Annotated in this window: 29 protein-coding genes and 1 other RNA gene; 9 read left to right on the forward strand and 21 right to left on the reverse strand. The window is 39.1% G+C overall.

Annotated features, from left to right (window positions below):
- Positions 1-116 precede the first annotated feature (116 nt).
- A complete protein-coding gene (locus tag C7384_RS05370; RefSeq protein ID WP_089938850.1) occupies positions 117-527 on the reverse strand; it encodes an Rrf2 family transcriptional regulator in 411 nt (136 codons plus the stop codon).
- A gap of 81 nt (positions 528-608) precedes the next feature.
- Between C7384_RS05370 and C7384_RS05375 the strand changes: the two genes are divergently transcribed.
- Together C7384_RS05375 and C7384_RS05380 are read left to right on the forward strand one after the other, a co-directional pair.
- On the forward strand, positions 609-1,208 hold the full coding sequence (locus tag C7384_RS05375; RefSeq protein WP_089938852.1) for a nitroreductase family protein: 600 nt from the start codon (positions 609-611) through the stop codon (positions 1,206-1,208).
- Between the two features lie 82 nt (positions 1,209-1,290).
- Positions 1,291-1,611 (forward strand): DMT family transporter, encoded by a 321-nt coding sequence (locus C7384_RS05380; RefSeq protein WP_089938854.1) that lies wholly within the window; start codon positions 1,291-1,293, stop codon positions 1,609-1,611.
- A 35-nt stretch (positions 1,612-1,646) separates the two neighbouring features.
- Here the strand turns inward: C7384_RS05380 and C7384_RS05385 are convergent, their stop codons facing one another.
- Positions 1,647-2,819 (reverse strand): hypothetical protein, encoded by a 1,173-nt coding sequence (locus tag C7384_RS05385; protein WP_089938855.1) that lies wholly within the window; start codon positions 2,817-2,819, stop codon positions 1,647-1,649.
- Positions 2,820-2,971: 152 nt separating this feature from the next.
- Here C7384_RS05385 and C7384_RS05390 point away from each other — a divergent pair, with 152 nt between their 5' ends.
- The 4 genes from C7384_RS05390 (at position 2,972) to C7384_RS08130 (ending at position 5,006) form a co-directional block, all read left to right on the forward strand.
- Complete coding sequence (locus C7384_RS05390; protein ID WP_089938858.1) at positions 2,972-3,472, forward strand: MscL family protein; 501 nt, start codon at positions 2,972-2,974, stop codon at positions 3,470-3,472.
- A 22-nt stretch (positions 3,473-3,494) separates the two neighbouring features.
- The gene (locus tag C7384_RS05395) at positions 3,495-3,851 is read left to right on the forward strand and encodes a ribonuclease G (protein WP_089938860.1); all 357 of its coding nucleotides are present in this window, start codon (positions 3,495-3,497) and stop codon (positions 3,849-3,851) included.
- Positions 3,852-3,953: 102 nt separating this feature from the next.
- On the forward strand, positions 3,954-4,781 hold the full coding sequence (locus tag C7384_RS05400; protein WP_089939025.1) for a GIY-YIG nuclease family protein: 828 nt from the start codon (positions 3,954-3,956) through the stop codon (positions 4,779-4,781).
- 87 nt (positions 4,782-4,868) lie between these two features.
- Positions 4,869-5,006, forward strand: coding sequence for a hypothetical protein (locus C7384_RS08130; RefSeq protein WP_165806782.1), 138 nt, complete (start codon positions 4,869-4,871; stop codon positions 5,004-5,006).
- A gap of 65 nt (positions 5,007-5,071) precedes the next feature.
- Here C7384_RS08130 and C7384_RS05405 read toward each other — a convergent pair whose 3' ends face one another.
- The gene (locus tag C7384_RS05405; RefSeq protein WP_089938861.1) at positions 5,072-5,653 is read right to left on the reverse strand and encodes a TMEM175 family protein; all 582 of its coding nucleotides are present in this window, start codon (positions 5,651-5,653) and stop codon (positions 5,072-5,074) included.
- A 1,011-nt stretch (positions 5,654-6,664) separates the two neighbouring features.
- Here C7384_RS05405 and C7384_RS08135 point away from each other — a divergent pair.
- The 3 genes from C7384_RS08135 (at position 6,665) to C7384_RS05420 (ending at position 8,996) form a co-directional block, all read left to right on the forward strand.
- Entirely contained in the window at positions 6,665-6,814 is a 150-nt protein-coding gene (locus tag C7384_RS08135) for a hypothetical protein (RefSeq protein WP_165806783.1), read from the forward strand.
- Between the two features lie 29 nt (positions 6,815-6,843).
- Positions 6,844-7,308, forward strand: coding sequence for a hypothetical protein (locus C7384_RS05415; RefSeq protein WP_089938864.1), 465 nt, complete (start codon positions 6,844-6,846; stop codon positions 7,306-7,308).
- Between the two features lie 98 nt (positions 7,309-7,406).
- Complete coding sequence (locus C7384_RS05420; RefSeq protein WP_089938865.1) at positions 7,407-8,996, forward strand: SIR2 family protein; 1,590 nt, start codon at positions 7,407-7,409, stop codon at positions 8,994-8,996.
- Positions 8,997-10,285: 1,289 nt separating this feature from the next.
- Here C7384_RS05420 and C7384_RS05425 read toward each other — a convergent pair.
- The 18 genes from C7384_RS05425 to fabZ (C7384_RS05510) form a co-directional block, all read right to left on the reverse strand.
- A complete protein-coding gene (locus C7384_RS05425) occupies positions 10,286-10,864 on the reverse strand; it encodes a GNAT family protein (RefSeq protein ID WP_089938866.1) in 579 nt (192 codons plus the stop codon).
- Entirely contained in the window at positions 10,854-11,039 is a 186-nt protein-coding gene (locus C7384_RS05430) for a hypothetical protein (protein WP_089938867.1), read from the reverse strand. The genes C7384_RS05425 and C7384_RS05430 overlap by 11 nt, the downstream gene beginning before the upstream one ends.
- 1,158 nt (positions 11,040-12,197) lie before the next feature.
- Positions 12,198-12,560 carry a DUF1304 domain-containing protein gene (locus C7384_RS05435; RefSeq protein WP_089938869.1) on the reverse strand — a complete coding sequence of 121 codons (363 nt, stop codon included), beginning with the start codon at positions 12,558-12,560 and terminating at the stop codon, positions 12,198-12,200.
- 179 nt (positions 12,561-12,739) lie between these two features.
- Positions 12,740-13,150: a DUF722 domain-containing protein gene (locus C7384_RS05440; protein WP_089938871.1), complete on the reverse strand. Its 411-nt coding sequence runs from the start codon at positions 13,148-13,150 to the stop codon at positions 12,740-12,742.
- Positions 13,151-13,664: 514 nt separating this feature from the next.
- Positions 13,665-14,022, reverse strand: a transfer-messenger RNA (tmRNA) gene (gene ssrA / locus C7384_RS05445).
- A gap of 58 nt (positions 14,023-14,080) precedes the next feature.
- Complete coding sequence (accA, locus tag C7384_RS05450) at positions 14,081-14,881, reverse strand: carboxyltransferase subunit alpha (RefSeq protein WP_089938873.1); 801 nt, start codon at positions 14,879-14,881, stop codon at positions 14,081-14,083.
- Position 14,882: 1 nt separating this feature from the next.
- Complete coding sequence (gene accD, locus C7384_RS05455) at positions 14,883-15,722, reverse strand: acetyl-CoA carboxylase, carboxyltransferase subunit beta (protein WP_089938875.1); 840 nt, start codon at positions 15,720-15,722, stop codon at positions 14,883-14,885.
- Between the two features lie 52 nt (positions 15,723-15,774).
- Positions 15,775-17,163 (reverse strand): acetyl-CoA carboxylase biotin carboxylase subunit, encoded by a 1,389-nt coding sequence (locus C7384_RS05460; protein WP_089938877.1) that lies wholly within the window; start codon positions 17,161-17,163, stop codon positions 15,775-15,777.
- 1 nt (position 17,164) lies between these two features.
- On the reverse strand, positions 17,165-17,596 hold the full coding sequence (gene fabZ / locus C7384_RS05465; protein ID WP_089938879.1) for a 3-hydroxyacyl-ACP dehydratase FabZ: 432 nt from the start codon (positions 17,594-17,596) through the stop codon (positions 17,165-17,167).
- 58 nt (positions 17,597-17,654) lie between these two features.
- Positions 17,655-18,125: an acetyl-CoA carboxylase biotin carboxyl carrier protein gene (gene accB / locus C7384_RS05470; protein WP_089938881.1), complete on the reverse strand. Its 471-nt coding sequence runs from the start codon at positions 18,123-18,125 to the stop codon at positions 17,655-17,657.
- The gene (gene fabF / locus C7384_RS05475; RefSeq protein ID WP_089938883.1) at positions 18,125-19,390 is read right to left on the reverse strand and encodes a beta-ketoacyl-ACP synthase II; all 1,266 of its coding nucleotides are present in this window, start codon (positions 19,388-19,390) and stop codon (positions 18,125-18,127) included. The genes accB and fabF overlap by 1 nt, the downstream gene beginning before the upstream one ends.
- A gap of 26 nt (positions 19,391-19,416) precedes the next feature.
- A complete protein-coding gene (gene fabG / locus C7384_RS05480; RefSeq protein WP_089938885.1) occupies positions 19,417-20,145 on the reverse strand; it encodes a 3-oxoacyl-ACP reductase FabG in 729 nt (242 codons plus the stop codon).
- Between the two features lie 3 nt (positions 20,146-20,148).
- Positions 20,149-21,087, reverse strand: a complete 939-nt coding sequence (locus C7384_RS05485) for an ACP S-malonyltransferase (protein ID WP_089938887.1) — start codon at positions 21,085-21,087, stop codon at positions 20,149-20,151.
- 17 nt (positions 21,088-21,104) lie between these two features.
- Positions 21,105-22,070, reverse strand: coding sequence for a DUF561 domain-containing protein (locus tag C7384_RS05490; protein WP_089938889.1), 966 nt, complete (start codon positions 22,068-22,070; stop codon positions 21,105-21,107).
- Positions 22,071-22,127: 57 nt separating this feature from the next.
- Positions 22,128-22,370, reverse strand: coding sequence for an acyl carrier protein (locus tag C7384_RS05495; protein ID WP_089938890.1), 243 nt, complete (start codon positions 22,368-22,370; stop codon positions 22,128-22,130).
- 77 nt (positions 22,371-22,447) lie between these two features.
- Positions 22,448-23,422, reverse strand: a complete 975-nt coding sequence (locus C7384_RS05500; protein ID WP_089939026.1) for a beta-ketoacyl-ACP synthase III — start codon at positions 23,420-23,422, stop codon at positions 22,448-22,450.
- A 32-nt stretch (positions 23,423-23,454) separates the two neighbouring features.
- Entirely contained in the window at positions 23,455-23,910 is a 456-nt protein-coding gene (locus C7384_RS05505) for a MarR family winged helix-turn-helix transcriptional regulator (protein ID WP_089938892.1), read from the reverse strand.
- On the reverse strand, positions 23,903-24,352 hold the full coding sequence (fabZ, locus tag C7384_RS05510; RefSeq protein ID WP_089938893.1) for a 3-hydroxyacyl-ACP dehydratase FabZ: 450 nt from the start codon (positions 24,350-24,352) through the stop codon (positions 23,903-23,905). Before fabZ (C7384_RS05510) ends, C7384_RS05505 begins: the two co-directional genes overlap by 8 nt.
- Positions 24,353-24,422 lie beyond the last annotated feature (70 nt).

Consider the following 24,422-nt stretch of genomic DNA (forward strand, 5'->3'; position numbering starts at 1 on the left):
CGCAGTATCAAAAACAAAAAGTCGCCTAATTACCGTAGTAATTAAGCGACAAGATTTATGACATTACTTCTCTCCAATTTGGAGGGCGCACTTCAATAGGCGTCTTTTTATATTGTTTATAATTTTGCCATCAAATCAGCCAAAGTCATTTTCGCTAGCTGCTGTTTAACTACTTGATCCAATTGATCATATTCGATGGCCAAGGCCCTTTTAATATTTCTACCAACCGGACATTCTGGATTCGTATTTTCATCAATAGGAATCACCCGTTGCGGTTCATCTAAGGCTTGATAAACCGACAAAAAAGTAATTTCATCAACTGATTTTGCCAAAGAAGGGTTGGCTACCCCACTCCTCGAACAAATCAAACCGGCCTTTTTTAGTTTTCCCATGATCCGTCTAATCCGAGTTGGATTGGTATTAACACTATCAGCAATTTGTTGACTAGTGATACCTTCATTTTCTTCAAACATTTTTAAATAAACCAAAATATGTAAGGCATCACTAAACTGTAAAGAATACTTCATTATCTATCCCCTGACTTGACCATTCGTTAAAAAGAGTATAGCATATTAGGTGTATTTTATATAAGCACAAGGAGAAAACATATGACTTTTCATTCTTTACAACAAAAGCGCCGTTCCATCTATAACTTAGGAAACCAGCTTACTCAAACGCCAGAAGAGATTTTTAACATCGTAAATGGGGCCGTCCGTGAAGCCCCTAGTGCCTTCAACAGTCAATCTGTTCGGGCCGTAACCCTAACTGGCGCTGCTCATGAAAAGTTATGGGATTTAGTCTTGGCCCAATTAAAGACTGTTGCCAAAGACCCCGAAAGTTTTCAAAAGACTCAAAACAAAATCGATCATTCCTTTAAGTCAGGATTTGGCACGGTATTGTTATTTACAGATACCGCAGTTGTGAAAAATTTAGAAGAACGCTTTCCTTTTTACGCCGATAATTTCTATGATTGGTCCGAACAAGCCTTAGGTATTGCTAGTTATGCCATTTGGGTTACCTTAGCTGAGGCTGGTATTGGTGCTTCTAATCAGCACTACAATCCCTTAATTGACCAAGCACTCCAGGCTGAATTCAACTTTCCAGCTAATTGGCATTTACGGGCAGAAATGCCCTTTGGCTCAATCCAAGCCCCAGCCGATACTAAAGAATACATGGCCGACGATCAGCGTTTCCGCTTAATTCAGTAGTTTCCTAAATAGTTTTATTCTCTTTTAATGTATTTATAATAAACTGGAAAGAGCAATTTAAAATACTCAAGGAGAATCAACCATGGGATACTTACTCCTAGCCTTGGCAATTGCTGGCGAAATCATTGCCACCAACCTGTTAAAGGCTTCAGCTGGTTTCACCAGGCTCTGGCCTTCAGTTGGCTCCATGCTAACTTATGGTTTTTGTTTTTACTGCTTTGCCCTGTCACTCAAAAGTGTTAATTTGAGTATTGCTTATGCCGTATGGGCCGGATTAGGCATTGTTATAACCACTCTGATTGCGGTTTTCTTTTGGAAGGAGCCGATCAATTGGCCCATTATCATTGGGATTACTCTAATTGTCATTGGGGTGGTTATCGTTTCTTGGTTTGAACCATCATAATAAAAACGGATTCCTCACGGAATCCGTTTTTATTATTACTGAACAATCTGGCTAGGAATAGTCACAATGCGATCAATTATTTTAGGATGTTGTCCCTGTTCACGATACATCTTGGCTCCGCTCTCAAAAATTAAGGAGACATCCTGACTAGTATTATCCAAACTAACTTGCTCAACTGATGATGGTACCTGAACTTTTTTAGCATCTTTTACATCATCACGATAGTCAAATTTATCGCCCGTCTGGCCATTAGGCTGTACAACCATCAACACTGAATTATCATCCCCATTCGACTGGGTAATTAATGCCAAATTAGACTTAGTAATCGCTAATCCCTGCATGCGGTCAAAGCCGGAAGCTAAGGCACTAATTTTCTTTTCTTTGAATAAGGTTTCAACATATTCTTTAAAGCTCGTTCCTTGATAAACCACCTCAACTCGTTGATTATCCGTTGGTAAGCCCGTATTGGCGTCAAAAGGCATAACGGCAATCGTCCGTGTAGCAGCATTTAAACCATATTTAACAATAAACATTTCGTGGTTATGATAAGCAATGCCCGACGTTCGACTAGCCCATGGAATGGCAATCCGCTCACTTTTTAAAATAGGCCGATCTTTTGTTGGTTGATACTGCTTAATATTGGTGACATCCGTATAGGATAGACCCGCAAATTGCGTCCCATCATTTGACCACCATAGTCGCTGGTATTGTGGATCATAGGCTAAACCACCGACGTGTGATTTACTATCTAAAATTAAACTTTTTACATATTTTTGGCTAGCTTTATCAATCACCATAATGAGTGAATTACGCTGATGATCACCATCGTAAAGGCTGACAAAAATATACTGATTATTCTGGGTAATCCCCTGTGGTACCCAATTATTACCAAAACTAGCTTTGCGACTGCGGTGATCAACTGACCAAGCTCCTCGTAGTCCTGGTAATACAATTCCAGACAAATCATCAGGGCTTAGCTGGGTTGCTAACTTGCCTTGATGATTGGCTTCGATAAAATTATGTTTGAATTCATTTTCACTGACTAATGGTTGTGTATCCGCCTGCCACATTGGTACATCTTTGGCGGCAACAATCATTTTTTTATATTTATCGGTTCGATTAACGTGACTGATACTTAGCGCCGTGCCACAAAATAATAGTACGACGATTCCCACATAAATCACACAATCCCAATTTTTACGCTTCATTATTTATATATCCTCTATTAATTAAATTATAAAATATTTTTTAAAAAAAGGCTTATAAATACTACAATCCACTCACCATGCTAGAATGGAATAAGGGGGAAAGGTTATTAGGCTTAGTTATCACAACGGACATTACAAGGAGTTTCAATGTTATGAAAACTACAGACCGCATCACACAAAAAACTGATAAGTTACTCAACAATACAAATGCTAAATGGGTAGCCTTCCGGCAATTTATTTTTGCGCCTAACCTACTCACCTTTGTTATTTCGGTGGTTGTTGGTAACAGTTTTGGATCGGCCATTAAGGATTTAATTTCCACCGTCTCTGGTACAGTTAACTTTTTAATCAAATGGTCGCTATACAAGGATCATCCACTTGATTTTGATTTAATTGCCTCTCCTTTTGGCGACTTTTTTAATAGTTTTTTGACAATGCTCTTTATCGCTGTAACAGTCTTTTACACGATTCAATTTATTAATAAGTCCCTGATTCGTACTAAAGAAGAACAATGGGGCTTTGACCAAGCACATGAAGATGCCCTTGTATTCCAAAAGATGCAGGCGGAAAACAATAAATTGCAAGCGGAAAATGCCCAGTTACAAAAGCAAATGTTAGCTAAGCTAGATGCTCTAACCTCCCAGAAAAATTAATTTATTAAGGAGAGAGTAAGACATGAATGAAAATAGTAAAGAAGTACCACAAGAAGTCAAGGGCTGGAACTGGGGAGCCTTTATGTATGGTATCTTTTGGGGAATTGGAAATAAAACCTATCTGCCTTTGTTAAGTTTAATTCCAATCTTTAACTTTGTCTGGATTTTTGTCTGTGGCTTTAAAGGCAACGAATGGGCCTGGCAAAAAGGTGATTACCAAGATATCGAGACTTTCCAAGCCGTTCAAGCGACTTGGAATCGTGCCGGTCTAGCTCAATTTATTATCGGCATTGCCGGATTAGTACTTTATGTCATTTTTATCTTCTTTATTTTATCGATGGCTACCACCCATGGACATGTCCAAACTCAAATTGGCTAATAAACAGTGAAAATAGCTACTCTGAATTAATGAAAAGCCCCAATTTAGGGGCTTTTTTACGTTATAATTTATTTAGCAGATTTATTGAAAGCGATGAACTATATGCCCCGTCACATTTTTATTAGTCAAGAATCAACTAATGACCATATTTCTATTTTCTACAATGAACCAATCTTTATTGTCACTGCCGATAAAAATGATTTAGCTAAACTTAGTCTTTTAGATGAAGCCCATAAACCCGGTATATACATCCTCATTGGCCACCAACGCCGCTATATCGGACAAGCTTCTAGTGCAACATTTACTCGGTTACAGCAACATAATCTTCATAAGGATTGGTGGAATAAGGTCATTTTCTTTGGTCGTGAAGATGGTCACCTCTCCAAAGCCCAACTAGATTACCTAGAATCTGAACTTATTGAAGAGTTTGCACAAACAAGCCTAGTACTTGATAATAATACTCAAGGTAATATTAGTTATATTGATAAATTAGGCAAAATAACTGCCAAAGCACTCCTAGTTCAAGTTAAGGATACACTAGCTAATATCGCCAATATTGATTTACTAGAAGAAAATCCGATTGAAGAAAATGAACCAGAAGAAAATAACGATACCGATCAAAAATTTGTTAACTATAATGGTAAAAAATACACAGGCCCTTCCGCCCGCCAAATCTTTATCACTGTAATCACTGATGTCTTAAAATTCGAATCATTAGCGTTACTAACACCATTAATCAGCGATAATGAACCGAATACAGTCAAATTCATTGGGACAACAGCTCGCATTTCTAAATCCGGTACTGAGTTAACAAAAAAAGTCAACGGAACACCTTATCATATATATATTAATTATTCCAAAGATATGTTACGTAAACGCTTAGAGGTCGTGGCTAAAGCTACTGAAAAGCCCATTGATATCCAACTTTAATTTTATACATACTAAAAGATTAAATAGTGGGATAAAATAATTAGAAACCTGTTAAACACAGCTACAGTATTAGATAAGGGGATAAATATGAAAGAACAAGATCAGAAGCAAAATAACGAAGGGCAACCAACGGTAGATAGTCCCTATAAACAACCCTGGTTCATTGCCATCGGCGTGATTGCCGTACTTAGTATGGTTGGTTCCGTTTTACTTTGGTTATGGTAAAACCAAAATAAGCGCTCGTGATTAGGAATCACGGGCGCTTTTTATCACTATATTTTTAATAAATATCAATGTCGAACAATCTGTTTACAAAATTTTACTATCGTTGGGCTAATGAGCGACAGCATAACACAGAAAAAGGCCGCCGGAGTATAAATTGTGAGCGTCAATAAAATTCCGATCGCTTTTAGTACCAAATCAAACCGGATTGTTTTCAACCTAATATCCAGTTGTTTTAAGGTCTGGCGATCATCTCGATGTAGTTTCTTTAATTCATCATAGATATAAGCATTGATGACATTGGTCAGCAGTACTACCACCCCATAAATCATCTGCGCAATCTTATTGTTAAAATTTTCTGCGACCATAGTCGTTGCGTATGGAAACAAGGTCAGCATAAACAATGATATAAAATTAATCCAAATGACACGGTTACTTATCTTTTGCACATACTGCCAACCACTATGAATATATACCCAAAGCCTAGCTAATACTAAAAATGACAGCAAATAGGCGACAAAATGTACACTAACTGTAGAAAAACTATTCAGCATTAAAGGCTGGTTAGGTTGCGGTAAATCTAATACCAGTAAGGTCATAATCACTGCATAAACACCATCGGTTAAGGTATTCAATCGTTCTTTATCCATCTAATATCCTCTGCCAAAATTATACCTCGATAGATAATAATTAAGTATAGGTATCGTATTCCATAGTTCCTAACATTTTTATAGCCTCCCTGTTTCACAAAGGCCCCATTTTGTTGTCTTTTTAATCTATAATTTAAAGTATAAATGTGGAGCACGTGAATCTAAATTTGCTACTTGGGAAAAGTTTTAATATTCCAGTTTGTTATGTAAAAGGGCCTAAGCTTCTCAACTATAATGACTTACAGATATCTCCAATGGCCTACAAATCTATTACAGTGCTGTTGTCTTTTTTAAGTCATTAAACAATGAGGATGAGGAGTAAATATTATGCAAGTAAAGATTATTGATGCTAATACCCAAAATGGTCTAGAAAAAAACTAAATCAGGCTATTAATGACTTGGAGGCGCAAAATCGTGAAATTATTAGCGTTACCCCTTGGTCTATAACGTACCGGGCACTCATTTTGTATAAATAATAGACCTAAAAACAGGCTGAGTTTAGAGGTAAAGAAAAATGAAAAAAAGCATTATTTGTGCTACTGGATGAGTATGCAGATTGGGAAGGTGCCTATCTATCCAGCATGCTCAATAAAACTTATGAATGGTGCGTCGAAATTGCCTCCAATACCGACACTGTGACGTCTATTGGGGGATTTAAAACGTTAGTCGATAGACAATTCACTAACTTAATCAATGATATGGATTTTTATGAAATGGGTTTCTATGAATTTTCTGCTAAGTATAGCAATCCATATCAATAAAAAAACGCCCCCAATTAGGACGGTAGAAAGTAAGTTTTATGTACGAAATTTTACTAAAAACATTTAAAATTTTATTACTTGCGAGCCTGTTTTATCAAATTTTACTAATATCTAAATACAGAAAAAATCGAACAGAAGTCTCTAAGAAGCAAAAACTAATTTTGGTTTCTACAATTACAATGTTCATTATCAGCACAACCTTAAAATAAAACCCAAACAGAGAAATTCCCAATGGTAAGGAGTGAATATTATGCAAACTAAAGTAGTATCAGCCGTGACAGATAACGGGCTAGAAAAGAAGTTAAACAGCGCTATCAATGATATTGAACAGCAAGGCCATGAGGTCATTAATCTTAAGGGTATTTCTAGTGGTTATTGCGTGATTATCATGTACAAATAATAGACCTAAAACAGGGATGAGAGAAGTGTATGAAAAAGAGAACATATAAATACGTCATTGTGGCAGTAGGTGTGCTTGCTATAGCTAATATAGGATTTGTACTTAACAGCAGTTTTCATAATAGATTAACAAATAAAACACATAAGGCCACTAAGGGTAGCAGCATAAAGATCAGCTCTAGTAGCCCCGTTAGCTCTTCTAGTAGTCAGCAAGAACAAAGTAATAGCTCTAGTCAGACAGTTCAGAGCAATGCTGACAATAACCAAGTAGCTAGTCAAGAGCAACAAAGCCAGCCAACAGAGCAGCAATCAGATACTCCAGATAGCTCAATGACATTAGCTGAATACCTAAAAACACACACCGAAACACCTACAGCTACCAAGATTAAGAACGGTATGAGTGTTAAGGACGCTTTAAACGATACATACGCTACCACCCCTAACCTAATGAGTAGTGGTGAAATACAGAAAATGCACCAATTAGACGGGAATTAATATTGTCTATTTGAGTATCAAATCAGATAAAAACACCCCCGATGATAGGGATGAATAGTCAATAATTTGGTTATAAGAGATAATACAAAGGTTGAGAAATGAATTTTTTAGAAAACTTAGTAAAAGAAAATAAATACCCAATAATATTTATAGGGTCTGGGATAACTAAAAGGTACTTTGAAAATGCTCCTACATGGGAAGATTTATTACGTACACTGCTTATTAAAAGTGGCCAAGAGGAAGATGAGTATTACGCTAAATTTGCTGAGTTGTCTTCAAAATACAATCAAGATTCTTTTAAAGTATTGACAGAGCTAGCTTTGATAATTGAAAAGGACTATAACAACTCTTTCTGGAGTAAGAAAATATCCATGGATACTTTAACGTTACGGGAAGCTCATGAACAAGAAATATCCCCATTCAGAGCAGCGATTGCCGAAATATTTTCCAACTTAAAACCCAGATCTGGAGTAGAAGACGAGGTTGAGGACTTTTCAAAAATGCTGTCAAAGGCACGTATGATTATTACTACAAACTACGATAATCTTATTGAAACATCTTTACAGAAGAATAAGATCAATATCAATGTCCATGTTGGAAACGGTGGCCTTTTTGATAGCTCAACTAGTTGGAATGATCTTTATAAGATACATGGCTCTATATCTGAACCAAATTCCATTATGATTACTGATAAAGACTATGAAAAAATGAAACGTAGTTCAGTTCTGGTCAATGCTAAAATACTTTCTAGTCTCACTGAGTCTCCCATCATTTTCTTAGGGTACTCTCTAACAGATAAAAATGTGCAATCGTTATTGTCAGATTTTAGCGATAATTTACCATACTCCATTGCACAGGCAGCCAATTTAGTTGGTGTTGTTGAATATAAACCTGGATTATCCGAAATAACTCAGGTAATTAGTCAACAATCCGAGTCAAAGTTATACTATACGAGCATTACTACTGACAATTTCACATCAATTTATCAACAAATATATAAAGTTAATCAAGGATATTCACCAAACGAAATATCAAAATTCAAAAATGCATTTAAAGAAATTATCGCAACAAAAGGTCAGGAAGGAAATTTAGATACAGTATTAACATCATTTTCGGATCTCAACAACTTGTCAGAAGACATAAAAAATAAAAACATTGTTGTTGCATTTGGTGATAAACGGGTTATTGTAAAAATCCCAACTGTTATAGAATACTTACTTGATTATTTCTTTAAAGAAAATAACTATCCTATTGAGGCAATGTTGTCCTGTATTACTAATGAAACAAAGCAATCCCAATTACCTGTTTCAAAAATTTATAATTCCATTCAACAGAGTGGTTATCGAAAGGAGCTAGTTTCAAACCAAGAAAGACTAGATAGAAATCTACAGTACAAATTGAACAATCCAAAAGATATGAACGAATTAACATCTAAAATTCAAAAAATTGGAGTCAAAACAAGCCACCTTCTAGATAATTTAAATACTGACGATCCGATGGAAATATTTACTTGTGCTAATACAGAGGTACCATTCGGGGTTAAGATAAGCTACATATCTCTTCATATAAACAACTTTAATCGCGAGAAATTAGATGCATTTATGAAATATATTTTAAAAGACTATTTAGGTACTAATCACTTAACAACTAATATCAGACGTATGTTCTTGGCTTATGATTTCTTATAAAAAAACAAATAAAAAATCCCGAACAGCAGTGTGCCGATCAGGATTTTTTATAATGTGCGAAAAACAAGCTAGTCTAGCTATACCGTATTTTCTGTAACTCCATATTACCATTCAACACACATTAATTGCAATAATTCATAAATCAAAGTTTAGTTACAACTACATTAATTATTTTTTACACATTTATTTATATTGTTTATATCTACTCCCATTGTTCCTTAATGGCCTTGTCGTGTGCTTCTCTGGCCTCTTTGTAGATTTGATAGAGCTTAAATAGTTGCATACTGATACGGTCAATCTGCTCCAGCTTTCTAGCGTAGGTAGTCTAGTGCATTCCCTTTGGCCGTTTGGGTGTGACTGCTAGCAAACTTTAAGACTCCAACTAGTGCAAAAATTGCACGAACCACAGCCTAGATTTAGGGATCTATTTTGTGACTTTTTAAGTGTAACCTTATCCCCTTTTTTGTATGCAACCTTTTGCAACAAAGTTGCACACTTTTTCGACTTTGTGTGCACAACTTTTTTACCACGGGGATGTACCTTTTTACCGCCTTAAAGCAGTCACAGAATGCTGGAAAATGCTGGAATAAATCGCAACAGATACCCTAACATTTACTAACATTTTTCTATCTAACAATGTTGCCATTTGTTGCAATTTTATTGGCTTAAAATCCTAGTATTTCCTAGTATTCATCCCCAGTAGCTCGGCTTAGTTAGGCGCTACACCACAGGCCTCAACCACTGTAACCATGTAACTTTTTAGGTGTAACCTTTTATCCTTTGGTTACACTTTTTTGTTGCAACGCTTTTAACAGCCTGTATTCACTGCTCAGGACGGCTGTATATTGCCCTTATAGACTGCGATGATATGCTAGTATTTATGCTAAGAATTGCTAAGGTTACATGTTGGAATAAAATGTTGCCATTTGTTGCAATTGGATGATGGTATTTGTTGGTATAAAATATACTAACTTTTACTAACCTGATTGATAACAAATGATAACGTTTTATCTCAGTGTTTCTTGGGTGTTATTGCAACCATCAGCAAGCTACCTCATTCCCTTTCTGCCAGATAATCTGGTTTAAACACAAACAAAAAGACCCCGTGAGCTGAACTCATGAGGTCTTATTTATGTAGTTGCCTGTGAGTGGTCAGGCGTTACCACTGAAACATACGCCGTTATTCTTATGCCCGCGGCAGGCGATATATAACAGGCCGTATATATCTTAGTTAGCGTAACTAATTACGCCATTATTATCAAATAGTGATGATATTTAGCAAATATAGTTTAGTGAATAAAGCTACTACTCTTCTCTAACTCTTCATAACCAATGACTAACGTATAACTTTCTTTATAGCTATTTTCTTCAAAGTTATTTAAAAAATCAAACCCATTTTTGATATAAAAATCAACTGGATCAGGAAGACTGTCAACGGTTACCCCAGCAATAGCGACATTATACTTGACACGTAAATCAACTACTATGCCGAAAATAAATTGAAGAATGGCTGTTCCTATATGTGGGCTGTCATCGCTCCCATCATACTGATACAGTTTGTTTACAGATAAATGGTCAATGCTTAATAATGGTAATTGATTATACAAACTACTAGCCACACCAAAGGCTTCATTCCCGTGTTTATCCTCTTGATAAGTAACTGTACTAGTAGTGGATAAAGCAAACATCCCCACAACGGTTTTACCTATAAGGACAGCACTCAGTGCTGTCTTGTTATATTCTTCCATCTCTCTTGAATATATTTTTATAAAGTCATCAAGGCCAGGGACACCACAGGTATAACTTTCTAGCTGACTTGAATCTATTAAAGAATCTGCCGGTACAACCTCAAAAATATCACTCTTCATGCTCTAAACTACTTTTAAAGCGCAACACGCTCGTATGAGCATTACGAAAACGCTCCCCAACTCGCTTAGCTTTTTCGTTTGCCTCGGTCTTAGTTGGTTTAAAAATCTTACGCAAGCGCTCTACTTGGTTAGTGCTGTCTATTTTAATTACTACATTATCATTTCTAACTACCATAGCACGCCACTCCTTCTTCTGTTTATTATCATCTAAAGTCTAACATAAAAAAGTAATATTTTAGATTATATTAGTTCCTATTAGTTGTTCTTAGTTATTTATGATACCAAAACTAATGCACTCAAAACAATATTCCACCATGATATTTAACTAAGGCTATCCAAGGTTGGCACTCCCTTACATGAGGCCTCGTTTCAGGGCGTCATCTTAAATATCTTCGCCACTTCTGGCGAAAGTTACTCTAATGCCATTGATCTAACGCACTAATTCCGTGCGTCAGGTTGTCTGTGCTAAAGTCGAAAAGCACGACCTTAGGTTATTAATTTATATTGTCCGTTGGTGTCCCTAAGGGGGTCGTGATTCGCTACCCCCTTCACCTACTTCATGTCGGTATAGATTGGACTCTCTTTCTAACCTGACTCGGTAGATCACAGTAGCAGGTCTAAGGTGGCAATTTACCACCCCAGCTTACTCCACGTCGGGCTAGGTTTAAGCTAGGCCGTTACGTTTCGTTACTCCCTTTCCCCAGACGTGGGGCATATTCATACCCACTTTTGGGCACAGTGTTCCCGTTTGTTTCTAAATTGTCCAGTTTAGGACAACAAAGGCCTAATAGATTCTAAAATACTGACAAGGTTCTCACACTTTGAGGCGGTATCTAATCCTCTGTTTCTTTGTTGACCAGTTTTGGTCAATCTGTACCAAATGCGAAGACTAAGAGACCTAAAACACCAATAAAGTTCCCACGATAACAACCAAAACAGCCACAAACGCTTATGTATCAACGCTTAAAGTGCCGTCAACTTATTATTTTTTTAGAATATAGCTACTTACTCTAAAATGCGCACGTTTTTAGTTTAATAATCGCTAAATCATTGCCATCAATAGATTTATAGCTATCCTAAACATGCAGAAAGCACTCAATAATCGCCCTATTTAGCGCCTTTTTCTGCCAAAAGTGGCAAAAACACAAATCACTTAACACTGGGCTTTGTCAAGGGTACCCCCCTACCTAAAATTTTCAAAAACTGAACTTTTTTATACGATGACGATATATGAGCGCTCTCTTCGTCAGAAAAACAAGGGCGGGGGTATCTAGCTTTTTATGTCTGCGTTCGTGTAAATACACCACTGCAAAATAAAAACGCTTAAATCGAATTATAAGCGTTCAAACGTTATTAATAGAATTGTTAACATTGCTAATCCCGCCTGCTTAAAGACAAGAGTCTTATCACCACTCGATAGACTTCCGTATAGTGCTACTAATACAATATAAATCATAATTGGTAACAGCATTTCAGGCATAAAAAGCACGGCATATAGAATTCCAACACCAATCAAACCATTGTAGATGCCCTGATTTTTAAATAGCGTTTGAATATCGTTATCTGCTAATACCTCACTCGATAAATTAAACACCCTACTAGTCGCTTTTGACTGGGTAGCAAACGTCTCTAAATACATGATGTAAAAGAATTCTAACGCAACCAAAGTACTAAAAATATTTACTAAATATGTCATATTTCCTCCAACAGATATATGTAATTCTACCAGAGAATACTTTTTACTACATGGCTACTACCTCATAAAACCTCAACCCTATTATAGGGATTTGGTTCGTATATGTTGGGTTTTGTTAGGTTCTTAGCTCTGCAAATTGTCGGATTTTGTCGGTATGGATAGCAGGTTTTGGCAGGTTCTTACGACCTTATCCCTAGCAAGTAAGTATCATCTAACACTAGCCAGCTCTTAGCCTCCTTGAGGTGTCTGTTACCTGTCCTGTTACCAAGGGCTAGCCGATACTCAATGTTTATCCAGCTATGGCCTGTGTATCTTAGTTTAATAATCTGTTGATCTAACTCATCAAACACCTCAAGCCATTCACTAATATACTCCATGACCTCTTTAGTTGTGTTTATGTATGGGTCTTGTTCTAAGACTGCTAAGGTTGTCTCAGTAGTATGGCTTTGTTTATTCTTAGCTCTAATGTTACGGTTTACGTCGTCAACATGATTGTGCCCGTGACGTATTTCTAACTCTCGCTGTTTAATCGCTAAGGCCATCTTACCCGTGAAGTATGCTTTGAGTATCTTGTCTTTATAATCTGCCATTCATCCCCCATAACTTAGCTATGTACTGTCTATCTCTGAGCCTGCGTAGTTGTAACTACGGTGGTCTCACAACCGTGCTTGTAGGCACCCTTGTAACAAGCGTAGCTCTAACTACTCTTGTACCTTAACTGCTTGCTACGTGGATATAACCACATACCAACAACAATGAAAGGGAGCCCCAATTTAGGGCGTCCTACTACCTGTGTACTTCCATGCACGGTGGTTCATTGATAACAGGCGTACCTTAGGTACACCCGTTTAAAACCGTGGACACATCGACAATATACTAACAAAGTATTTTACTATTTATCTGTTATTTTCTGTTATTTTCTGTTATTTCAAGACGAATAAAAAACAGCTTAAACGCCGTTACATTGCTAGGAAGCTAGGTTATTTTATCTGTTACTTTTTCTGTTATTTTACGTAATTTCTAATGATTTCTCTTGATTGTCGAAAATCACTAAATCGCATAACAGCAACGTTTTTCAATGCTCTTGACTTCTCTTGAACACTACAATGGATCTGAGGGGAGTCGAACCCCTGTCCAAACCGCCCGATACACCAGCGTCTACATTCTTAGGGCTATCATTTAATTTCATGATGCTGTCCGCCATAGCTCACGGCCCATCAACACCACTAACCTGATTGATTTAACCAATTCTTATCAGGTGGGTAAGAATTAGCGGTCTAGCCATTTATTAAACCTAAATTCAAATGCTAGCCTTCAAATTCAGGCTACGGATCACTGGTTTTTAGGCAGCGATTGCGTAAGAATTATTGTTTTTTGCAGTTAAATGTCTGCCCGTTTTACGCCCGGACGGCGGAATGCAGCCAATGCTCTAAACAGCCTGTCGAATTCCATAAACAGACCCAAAATAAAAGCTACTAGGATATCCTAGTAGCTTTTATTATAACAAAGATTAGCTAAGGCTAAAAGGCACGAAAACGGGCACGACGCATTTTAACTAATTCTTGTCCACCAACTTGTTCTAGTTGGTTAATTTCAGTTGTTAACTTAGCTGATAAAGCGCTAAATACTTTGGCATGATGACGATTTTCCGGAATAACATACTCAATAACGTGCTTTTCCAACAAATCTTTTGGTGTAAGCCCCATGATACCGGCTGCTTCATCACTACGCTTACTATCTTTCCACAAGATAGAAGCAAATCCTTCTGGTGAAAGGATTGAATAGGTCGCATTTTCAAACATCCAGACCTGATCAGCAGTAGCCAAGGCTAAGGCTCCACCAGAGCCCCCTTCACCGTAGATAATCGCAATCATTGGCACGGTCAATTTCATTGATTCTAAAATTGACTGAGCAATAGCATCTCCCTGTCCTTGGGCTTCGGCCTCTTTACCAGGGAAAGCACCTGGAGTATTGATAAAGGTAATAATTGGACGATGAAATTTTTCGGCCTGTTTCATCAAACGTTGGGCCTTACGATAACCCCAAGGTTGGGGTGAACCATTCCGCTTGGATAACTTATCATTAATATCGATTCCCTTATCAATGGCAATGACCGTTACCGGGCGATTCCCCAGCATGGCAATACCGCCAATGACGGATTCATCATCCCCACCGCCAAGACGGTCTCCATGAAGCTCAATAAAGTCGGTAAACAAACCGTCAATTAATTCTCGGGCAAAAAAACGGTCCTCACGGGAACGCTTCACAACTTCTGCTGGAGCTACATCATGTTTAAATAAAAATCCTAATAAATCAGCCATTTTATGCCTCCCCTGAATGCATTTGAACAATCTTAGCAATGACAGCAGCTAAATCAGGACGAGGAACAATTTCATCAACAAAACCGTTAGCTAGTAAGGTTTCTGCTCGTTGAAAATCTTTCGGTAGCTTTTCATGGATTGTTGATTCAATAACGCGGGCACCGGCAAAACCAACTAAGGCGTGAGGTTCAGCTAGCGTAATATCACCCTGCATGGCAAAACTAGCCGTTACACCACCGGTGGTTGGATCAGTTAAGACAACTAGATATAACAAACCAGCTTCTTGATGGGCAGCCACGGCACCCGAAATCTTAGCCATTTGCATTAAGGAATTAATTCCTTCTTGCATTCGAGCGCCACCAGAAGCAGTAAACATCACAAGTGGCAATCGATTAGCAGTAGCATACTCAAACAACCGTGTAATTTTTTCACCAGTTTTTGACCCTAAAGAACCCATCATAAAGTATGAATCCATGATTCCCAAAGCAACCGTTTGGCCCTTAATCAACGCCTTTCCAGTTAAAACTGACTCGCCCATATCGGTTTGTTTCTTTGCTCGAGCTAGTTTATCAGCGTAACCGGGAAAATCCGGATTATGCATTGATACATCTTCATCGAATTCTTCAAATTCGTCGGCTAATAAAGCAACTCGTTCACGTGCTTGCAAACGGAAACCGTAACCACAATTAGCACAAACTCGGTACTCGCCCAATTGCTTATTGTACATTTGGCTACCACAGTATGGGCAGGCCAAAAAGAGGCCATCGGGAATCCGATTTTTGGCCGCTTCATCAACCACAATATTAGCAATGTCATTTTTGTGTGAATTAAATAAATCCATAGTCTTTGACGCCTTCTCCTCTAATTCTCCGACCAAGAATCAAACAGACAAATTAATCATCTTGAGCTGCTAATTCAGCTTTTTGCTTTTCCCAATTTGGTAGAAAACCATCTTCCAAATACTTAGTATCAAAACGATCATTTTGAACATTTTCATCTAACAAAAGTGCTTTTTGGAACTTTCGACTAGTAGAAACCCCTACCACAACAGTCTCATCAACAATCCGTTCCAATTTTGTTAGTGCTTCTGCTCGCGTATTATCATGTGCAATTAACTTGGCAATCATCGAATCATAGAAAGGTTGAATAGTGTCTCCGGTATAAAGAGCTGAATCAATTCGAACACCTGGTCCACCAGTCGGTAAGAAAACAAATTCAATCTTTCCAGCACTGGGCGCAAAGTCTTGTTCTGGCTTTTCAGCTGTTAATCGCATTTCAACCGCATGGCCTTTAATTTGAATATCTTCTTGTTGAAGAGGTAAATCCATACCAGCAGCCACTTGTACCTGTAAACGAACCAAGTCCAAGCCAGTGACCATCTCAGTTACAGGGTGTTCAACTTGAATTCGCGTGTTCATTTCCATGAAATAGAACTTACCATCATGGTCCTGCAAAAATTCAATCGTTCCGGTATTTTCATAATCAATGGCATTAACCGCCTTGGTCACAATATCAGCTAATTCAGCTCGCATCGTTGGCGTAACTGAAGCTGCTGGTGATTCTTCCATAACCTTTTGATTACGACGTTGTAGGGAACAGTTTCGTTCCGGCAAGCATAAAACATGACCATTCTGATCACGAACTACTTGCATCTCGATGTGACGAACATGGGTCATCACTTTTTCAATGTACATGTGCTCGTCACCATAAGAAACTCGCGCTTCACTTTGAGCACTGTCAAACTTTTCAGCTAGTTCCTCTTCATGATAAACGAAACGCATTCCCTTACCACCACCACCAGCAGCAGCTTTCAATAGTAGAGGATAGCCAATTTCTTGCGCAACAACTTTAGCTTCATCGACATTGTGGATAAAGCCTTCTGATCCTGGAATCACAGGCACCTTAGCCTTACGCATTTCTTCACGCGCATGAGCTTTGTTACCCATCAAGTCAATGGTTTCTGGTCGAGGACCAATCCACTTAATACCAACTTCACCGACCATTTCAGCAAACAAACTATTCTCTGATAAGAAACCGTAACCGGGATGAATTGCCTCAGAACCAGTCAACACAGCGGCACTTATCACATTTTTCATGTTTAAGTAGGAGTCAGTAGGTTTAGGGCCACCAACACAAATGGCCTCATCAGCTATCTGCACGTGTAAACTGTCGCGGTCTACCGTAGAATAAATTGCTACTGCAGCGATTCCCATTTCCTGAAGGGTGCGGATAATGCGCACGGCCACCTCACCCCGATTGGCTACCAATACTTTTTTAAACATTTTATTCTCCAATAATAAAGGTTAGTTCAGCAGTTGTGGCCTTCTTCCCATTAACCCAGGCAATTCCCTTACCTGTTCCAATAGGGCCGCGCAAACGATCCAAAGTCACTTCTAGGCGAACTTGATCGCCGGGACGAACCATCTTACGATAACGCGCCTTTTTGATACCACCAAAATAGGCAGTCTTACCTTTGAATTCTGGCATCGACAACAAGGCCACGGCACCAGTTTGAGCGAGTGCTTCAACTGTTAATGCTCCAGGAAAAGTCGGATTACCAGGAAAATGTCCTTGAAAAATTTCTTCGTTAATACTGATATTTTTCAAAGCCACGGCCCGCTTGCCGGGCTCTAATTCCTCGACTGTATCCAACATCAACATAGGATAACGATGTGGCAAAATCTCTTGAATTTCCTGGGTATTTAAAATAGTCATTTACACTCTCTCCTTTTGTTTTGACTTATGTACGTTTGGCCGAAACCAAACATGTAATTTAATCAACGGTCACAAGATAAAGTGGCTTATCGTAATCAACCACTTCTTCATTTTTAACTAGCACTTGCGCAATGGTACCAGTGACATCACTCTTGATATCTGTCATTAGCTTCATTGCTTCAATAATGGCAACCGTTTCACCAGTCTCAACATGATCCCCAACTTGCTTAAAATCGGGCATATCTGGCTTAGGCTTCAAGTAAACTGTTCCCACCATCGGTGCCTTAATTTCTTCACCTGACACTGGTGCTGCTTGACTAGCAACTGGCGCAGCTTCTGTAGCTGTTACCGGCGTAGCAGGCACTGCCGTGGCTGGAGCCGTAGCAACTGGCGCAACTACTGGAGCCGCAACATTTTCATTTTTGGAAAGATGCAAAGCAAAGTCACCCTCTTGGATGTTTACTTCTCGTAGTGAACCCTTCTCAAGATCCGCCATCAATTCTCGGATTTCTTTAATATTCAGGTCCATTACTTATTATCTCCCGCCCATTTTTTAAAGACTACAGCGGCATTATGTCCACCAAATCCATAGTTAGCACTCATAACATATTCAGGAGCAGTATTTTTACTACTCTCATCAACTAGGTTAACCAACTTAGTATGTTCGTCTGGTTCCTCAAAACCAACGTTTACTGGTACTTGACCACGTAGCAAACTACCGATTGAAGCAACTGCTTCAATGGCTCCGGCTGCACCAAGTAAGTGACCAGTCATTCCCTTAGTCGATGATACTAAGACTGAGTCAGGACCAAAGATTGAAGCAATGGCTTCTGATTCAGCTGAATCATTGGCGCCCGTAGCAGTTCCGTGAGCATTAATATAACTTACTTGTTCGGGTGTAATTTGCGCATCAGTCAAAGCAGCCTTCATGGCCCGAGCAGCACCTTCCCCATCAGGAGCAGGGCTAGTCATGTGATAAGCATCGGATGAAACACCGTAACCAACTACTTCAGCCAAAATATTAGCACCACGTGCTTGGGCATGTTCTAAGCTCTCAAGAACCATAACACCTGATCCCTCACCTAAGACGAAACCATGACGGTTTTTATCAAAAGGCTTAGAAGCCTTGGCCGGATCAGTTTCCTTAGAAAGAGCAGTCAAAGCGGCGAAACCAGCAATTCCAATTTCGTTAACCGTAGCTTCAGCACCACCAGTTAACATCACATCTTCCTTACCAGATTGAATCCGCCAAAAGGCTTCCCCAACAGCGTTCGTAGCTGAGGCACAAGCTGTTACAACAGTAAAGTTAACACCCTTAGCGCCAAAACGAAGAGATACATTTCCTGATACCATGTTCGGAATCGATTCAGGCACGAACAAAGGACTTACTCGTTGAGGCCCCTTATCGTGCATCTTAATCACTTGTTCTTGGATGGTTGTCAAACCACCTATTCCGTTTCCTAAAATAACACCAAATCGAGTTGGATCAGCTACAGTGGTTGGCTCTTCCGATCCTTCAGGAGCCTTTAAACCAGCTTGTTCCATTGCTTGATCAGCAGCATCAATGGCATACTGTGAAAACAAATCAAGCTTACGGGCATCACGCTTCCCAACGCGTTGAGCAGGATCAAAACCATCAACCTGCCCCGCAACGGTAATACCAGTCTCACTTGCATCAAACTTAGTAATTGGCTTGATACCTATCTTTTCATTAAAAATACCATCTAAAAAGGTCTTGGTATCATTCCCAAGGGGTGTAACTGCCCCAATTCCAGTAATTACTACTCGTGTCATCTTCTATCCTTTCTCTATCCAACGGTTTAAATATGTAAACCGCCATCAACTGTAATTGTTTGTCCAGTAATATAGTTATTACCAGCTAGAAAAACAGCAACATCAGCAACATCTTCTGCTGAACCAAATCGGCTCAAAGGGATACTTTCCAAAAGTGATTCACGCGCCTTATCTGATAATTGATCAGTCATATCAGAAACAATCATCCCTGGTGCAATTGCATTGACTTGAATTTGACGTCGAGCACCTTCTTTGGCCAAGGTCTTAGTCATACCAATTAATCCAGCCTTAGCAGCTGAATAATTAACCTGTCCAACATTACCCATTTGCCCAACAACGGAACTAATATTGATAATTGAACCGTGCTTTTGGCGAATCATTTTCTTAAAAATAGGTTGTGTGACGTTAAAAGTACCATTTAAATTGACATTAACGACTTGGGCAAAATCAGCTGGTGACATACCAATAGTGATTTGGTCCTTAGTGATACCGGCATTATTAACTAAAATGTCAATCCCTTCAAAACCATCTTGCTTGTACAAAGCCTTCAACGCTTCTTCAGCAGCCTCAGCATCAGCAATATCAAATTGCAAAGTCAACGGCTCTTGATGAAAACTAGCAATTACCTCTGGTTTGATAGCTGAGCGTGCATGTAAGACTAACCGAGCCCCTAGATTATCAAAGGCATGCGCAATTGCCAAACCAATACCTCGTGAGGATCCGGTCACTAATACAGTTTTATCGGTAAAATTCATTGTCTATTCCTTTCCAGCACTTAGCATTTCCTGTACTTCTTGGAAACTGTCTAAGTCGGTGATTGAATAACGCGCCACTTCCTTGGGTGCAATTTTTTTAGCAAATTTAACCAAAGTTGCTGCAGGACCAATCTCAATCAGAGTGTCCACTCCCTGGTCCAACATGGCCTGTAAGTCTTGTGAAAAATACGTTGGTGAAACAATTTGTTTCTTCAACGTGTCTTTTAATTGATCAATAATAAATGGTTGTTTCGTAGTATTAGAATAAACCGGATAAAGCAAAGGCTGGAAAGTCTCATCAGCCAAACGATTTTGCAAACGAAGAGCAGCCTCATTTAAGAGTGGCGTGTGGAAGGCACCCACCACTGGTAATTCAACCATTCGTTTGATACCAGCAGCGGTTAATTCGCCCACTGCTTGATCAACATCAGCAGCCACACCACCAATCACTAACTGGGCAAAAGTATTAAAATTAGCAGGATAAACTTGGAGACCACGCTCTTGCAACTTTTTTAACGTAGTCACAATTAAATCTTGGTCATCACCCATTACCGCAACCATTTTACCTGGATTTTGGTCCCCAACTTCTTGCATATAGCGACCGCGATCTTTGATAATAGCCAGTGCTTGATCAAAAGTCATTGCTCCAGCTGCTGCTAGAGCGGAATACTCTCCCAGACTAAGACCGACACTAGCCACTGGCTTTGGTAAATCAGCTCCTAAAGCCTGAACAATAGCTAAACTCATAGCTACAATCGCAGGTTGAGCAAATTCAGTTTGCTTAATTTTACTTTCATCTTGCACCACTTCAGTTAAATCATAGCCAAGTTGCTGAGAGGCTTGATCAATTAGGGTGCGATAGGCTGGTAGTGATTGGTAGAAATCCATCCCCATATCAACTTGCTGAGCTCCCTGCCCTGAAAACATTAATCCGATTTTCATGGTTTTATTCTACTTCCTTACTTGGTTGTATCTGGAATACCCATTAAGTCTGTTGCTTGTGCCCAGATATCAGATAAAATATCTGCAACTGGCTTTTCATCTTTGATCAAACCAGAAATTTGACCAGCCATGAAGGCGCCATGATCCTTATCTCCCTCTTGAACAGCAGCTCTTAAGGTACCAGACTCTAATTTTTCAATGGTTTCATAATCAGGCTTTGGCTTTTGTAATTCATTCACTTCATTCTTTACAAATTCCTTCGCCATCTTGTTTTTAAGCACACGCGCACGGCTTCCTAGCAAATTACCAGTAACAATCGTGTCAATATCACGCGCTTTTAAAATCTTTTTCTTAAAGTTCTCATGAACTTCTGATTCAGTTGCCGTTAGGAATCGAGTGCCCATTTGTACTCCTGAAGCTCCTAACATAAAGGCAGCAGCCACTCCACGACCATCGCCAATACCACCTGCGGCAATAACTGGGATGGAAACAGCATCAACTACTTGTGGAATCAAGGTCATAGTTGTCATTTGACCAATATGACCACCAGATTCCATACCTTCAGCAATGACCGCATCCACACCTTTACGTTCCATCATCTTTGCTAAAGAAACGGAAGGTACAACTGGCATAACAGTAATACCAGCAGCGTGTAATTCATCTAAGAATGGTGAAGGATCCCCTGCACCAGTGGCCACAACCTTGACACCCTCTTCTAAAATAACGTCGAAGACTTCACGGATATGACGACTCATAAGCATGACATTGACACCAAATGGCTTATCGGTCAATGCTTTAGCGCGCTTAATTTCACGGCGGACATCATCCCCGTGCCAATAACCAGTCCCAATAAAGCCTAGTCCACCGGCTTCTGAAACAGCAGCAGCTAAGGCCCCGGTCCCGGCCCAAGTCATACCACCTTCAACAATCGGATATTTCATTCCTAATTTTTCAAAGATTGGGTTATTAATTTCTACAGTCATCTGCTTATCCTCTTATTATCAATCCTATGTACGCGGTATAACGTACCGCTTGTGATATTACTTCTTGTCAGTTTGTTCCTTGATCTTGTTAACCAAGTCTTGGACAGTCTTAATGTCTTCAGCAACTTCCAACTTGATGTCAAAGTCATCTTCCACACGGTTCAAAACTTCAAACAAGTCTAATGAATCAGCATCGATATCATCAGTCAAGTTAGTTTCCAACTTAACTTCGCCTTCTTCCAAATCAAATTGGTCAACCAAAATCTCGTCTACCTTGTTAAAAATCTCTTCGTTAGTCATGTTTTTTCTCCTATATATAAACCGAAAAATACGTTTGATTTTTACGGTGCAGCCTACTACACCGTGTTACTAAAATTTTATAGTTGCCAAATTTGCACGCCAATAGCTAAACCACCACCAAAGCCGACAAAGGCAATTTTCATACCGGGATGAACCTGGCCTGATTCAACCAATTCATCCAATAAAATAGCGGTTGATCCGGCGGATGTATTGCCATATTCGGCCATGTTGGTCGGAAACTTAGCCAAATCTTGGCCAAAGTTCTTCGCCATTGAACGAATAATTCGCTCATTAGCTTGATGAGCCAAATACAGATCAATATCATCAGCAGCTAAACCAGCCTTATCAAGAGCCTTATTCATAATCTTAGGTACTTCACGAGTAGCAAAGCCATACACACTACGACCATCCTGATGGAAATAAGGATCTAACGGTGAAATTTCACCGGAAAAGGCATTTTGATTGGCAAAACGTCCGGTTAAAATGGCATTCCCCATTTCACCATAAGACTGTAATTCTTCAGCAATTAAGCCAACAGATTCATTAGTTTGCTCTAGCAATACACCACCAGCACCATCACCAAACAACACGGAAACCGTTCGATCTTTCCAATCTACTAACTTGGAAAGCACCTCGGCCCCGATAAACATTCCCTTGCGATAACGGCCAGAAGATAGTAGGGCTGAAGCAGCTGATAGCCCGTAAACGAATCCAGAACAGGCCGCATTAAGGTCAAAAGCAAAAGCCTTGCTAGCCTTAATATTTCCTTGAACAATCGCTGCAGTATGAGGGGATAAGGAATCAGGTGACATGGTTGAAACGATAATAAAATCTAACTCATCAGCTGACCAACCCGATTTCTCTAATAACCGTTGTGCCACATGGGTAGCTAAATCAGAAGTGTTTTCATCAGTGACTACATGGCGATTATGAATACCAGTCCGGGGATAAATCCACTCGTCACTAGTGTCCATGATAGTACTGAGTTCATTATTGGAGACCACTCGTTCAGGAATATAACGGGCAGTAGCTGCAATTTTCAAGTTTTCCAAAATTTCTATCCGGTCCTTAACAATCACTATTTTTAAATCAACGAAATTAAGTAATGCTTCAAATTATGAATAGCCCGTTGAAGGGTGCTAATTTCATGGGTGGACATATTTTCAAAGAGGCTGTGTGTTAAGCCTCGATGAAATTCTTGATGGGCACGATAAACGACACGGCCGACGTGCGTTAACGCTAATTCAACTACCCGACGATCTCGTTTTGAACGACAGCGCTCAACATAGCCTTTTTCAACTAACCGATCAATAGCCGTTGTCATGGCGCTTGGCGTAAGGTGAATTAATTTAGCTACTTCTGAAGCGCTTTTGTGTTCATACATTGAAATAGCATCAATGGTATGCACTTCCTTAACTGATAAATCAAAAAAAGGTCCCTTACGAATAGCACTCTCTTCTACCCACATGACATTGGTAAACACTTCAACTAGTTCGCGATTAGTTTCTTCAAAGTTAAATGTTGTAACTGGTTCATTCATTCTCTTTTTCATCTGGAGCAACCACAAACATCAACTCTGCTGAAGTGGCTACCTTCCCATCAACCTTCGCTGTCACGAGGACGCTACCCATGTTCTCGCGCACTTTACCAAAGGTTACGTGTAACTTCAAAACATCACCAGGTACAACCATCTTTTTAAACTTAGCATCATTGATACCAGTCATATAGGCTGTCTTCCCTTTAAACTGTGGCGAGGATAAAATCAAAATCGAAGCTGCTTGAGCCAACGATTCAATAATTAAAACGCCGGGCATGACTGGATTTCCAGGGAAATGACCTTGGAAATATTGTTCGTTAATCGTTACATTTTTGACCGCCAAAATTGACTCATCTGGCACCATTTCCTCAACATAATCCATATAAAGAATTGGGTAACGATTTGGAATTAATTCCATAATTTCCGTAGTAGTCAAAACTGGCATAATAGTCCTCTCTAAATCACAAATCTTATAAATACTTCGATTATCGAAATAATCTTATAACGTAACTAGC

The sequence above is a fragment of the Convivina intestini genome (genome assembly GCF_003096575.1).
Lineage (GTDB): Bacteria > Bacillota > Bacilli > Lactobacillales > Lactobacillaceae > Convivina > Convivina intestini.